Here is a 2365-nt window from a genome sequence, read left to right on the forward strand (position 1 = left end):
CAGAAATCTTCCATGGTATAGGAATATCGGATCGCAGCGTCGATATCCTCCCGGATGGCACTGCGTAATGTGCCGGTTCCCTTTTGCTCGGCTTCCCACTCAGGATACTGTTTGCCTTTCGCCTTGGGCTTGATGACCGCTAAGCCATGTTCCTGGCACAACCGATCGGATTCTGCCCGCAGCATTTGAAAATAGCTTTTCTGGTTGGAGTGATACTTTTTCCCATCCAAAAAGGACACGGAATTGATCACGATGTGATTATGATAATGATGCTTGTTCAGATGGGTGGCCACCACTGCCTCATACCGATCTCCAAACATTTTTTGAGCAAATTCCATGCCGATGGCATGGGCCTGTTCAGGGGTCACTTCTCCTGGCTTATAAGATTGGATGATGTGGTAACCTTGTACCCCACCCTCACTTTCCCATTTCCTTTTTGTGGACATCATTGCTTCATAAGCATTATCCACATTTTCACAGTTGATACACGACCGATAATACTGTGTTTCAGTCTTATCTGAATCAAGAGCATACTCGATTTTTTCATCCAATCTGGTCTTGATATCGTTAGCCGCATAATTTACTGTATTATCCAGTCTTGAGCGAACGGCAAAAATTTTGATATACGCTATGGTTCCTCAACCCCCAAAATCAATTTCCATTTTATCTCACATATTTTTGACCATCTTCCACAATTCAGACTGCATCTTTTTGATCTCTTCGATATCTTCCGATCGAATGAATTTGGAACTATTGGCCACCTTGGCGATCTGGTTGATGTTGTTGCCCACGGCGGATATTTGCCGTAATAATTCGGCAAGATTTTCTGGTGGGCGAGGCTTTACATCCCGCCCCAGAATGAGCTGCCGGATCAGCGGCTCCATCTTTAGGCCAGTAGTCTCTGACAGCCGTTTGAGGTGGGCATACTCCTGTTCATTTAAGCGCACTAAAACAGCTTTTCCCCGCTTGCGCGTAGTTCAATCATCTCCTCTCAAGGCCCATCAAAATCGGGGGTATTAGGGGGTATCCCCTTAACAAGTTCGCATTTGGCTAGCCAAATGCTATGCTTGCAAGGACACGGAAACCGTGTCCTTCTCCATCCAGCTGAAAAGAAAATTATCCCCGGGCCTCCCCTCGCATTTTTACCTGTCCCCAGATTCCTTTCTGCATTTGCAGAAAATCGTTGTAATCCTTTCCCCGGACTGGCGGCGCATCCATCACCCTATAATCCGCCAGTTGTTCCCGGAGCCATCGGGCGGCCTTGCGCCCAGGAGGATCATTATCCAGACAAAGATGAATTTCTTTTGTTTGCCGGTGCTCCTTTAAATACCATTCCAACGCCCCAGGCAGTTTTCCTTCTGTCATCCTAGCTATGCCGCCCAGAGACAGGCAGGAGATCGTTTCCCACTCTTTCCCCTTCTCCTTTTCCATGGTCAGAAAGGACATCGCATCCACGGCCGATTCAAAAACCCAGAGGACGGAAGACTGTTTCTGCAAACGGGGAAAAGCAAAGGAAAAACGCTTATCGCTTCCCGGCACTTCTCCTACAAAGGTACTGCCACTATGTGTTCCACGGAGCATGGCATACTTTGGAGTTTGGCCATCAAACCCCAGGAACACGCAATTATGGTGCCTGGCCTCTTCGTATAACAGCCCTGCCTTGATACAGCATCGGATGATCTCCGGATCAATACCCCTTCTGCTGAGATAAGCAAAGACACGCCGGTTATCGGCGTGTCTTGGGGGAAGCTGTATCCATTGGGCCGTCTCTTTTTTCTGCCTTTCCATTTTTTCAGCAACAGATGGCTGGGTTGCTCCGGCCAAAATCTCCATCGCCTGGCGAAACTCCAACCCCTTCACCTTGATCAAATAATCCAGAGCGCTGCGCCCACCGATCCCTCTGCTCCACCAATACCACATGCCATTGGAAATTTTCAGACTGTCATGGGTACGGGTGCAATATGTGCTGCCGCTGAAATGGATCAGCTCTTCCGGCTCATACCGGCGCAGATAAGTCAACAGGTCCATCTGCCGGATGCGTCCAATAATCTCCTGGGAAATACCCGCCACAAAATTCCCTCCTTTTTCTCTCAAACAGAAAAGCACACGGGGCAATGAAGTGACCCCAAAAAGTTAGACAATATTCTGAAGTAAAAATTGTTCAAGCAGCCGAAAGGGCTTGCTGTCTGTGAATTGCAGGCGGCAAGCCCTTTAGCTTTGCCTTAATCCTGCGGTTGTTGTAGTAGTCCAGATACTCAATGAGCTCCTGTTTGAAGTGCTCCATGGACTGAAATTTCTGCAGATACAATAGCTCACTTTTGAGCAGCCCAAAGAAGTTTTCTATCACAGCATTGTCCAGACAGTT

3 protein-coding genes and 1 pseudogene are annotated in these 2365 nt (G+C 48.0%); all 4 read right to left on the reverse strand.

Annotated elements, in window-relative coordinates:
* A partial coding sequence (locus KQI26_RS15005) for a relaxase/mobilization nuclease domain-containing protein (RefSeq protein ID WP_216505041.1) occupies nt 1-551 on the reverse strand: 551 nt, incomplete at its 3' end.
* 117 nt (nt 552-668) lie between these two features.
* A pseudogene (gene mobC / locus KQI26_RS15010) lies at nt 669-959 on the reverse strand (plasmid mobilization relaxosome protein MobC); the annotation flags it as partial.
* A gap of 157 nt (nt 960-1116) precedes the next feature.
* The gene (locus KQI26_RS15015; RefSeq protein ID WP_216505042.1) at nt 1117-2070 is read right to left on the reverse strand and encodes a DUF3991 and TOPRIM domain-containing protein; all 954 of its coding nucleotides are present in this window, start codon (nt 2068-2070) and stop codon (nt 1117-1119) included.
* Nucleotides 2071-2161: 91 nt separating this feature from the next.
* On the reverse strand, nt 2162-2365 hold a 204-nt coding region (locus KQI26_RS15020), incomplete at its 5' end, for an IS3 family transposase (protein WP_216505043.1).

Source organism: Intestinimonas sp. MSJ-38 (genome assembly GCF_018917925.1).
Classification (GTDB): domain Bacteria; phylum Bacillota; class Clostridia; order Oscillospirales; family Butyricicoccaceae; genus Pseudobutyricicoccus.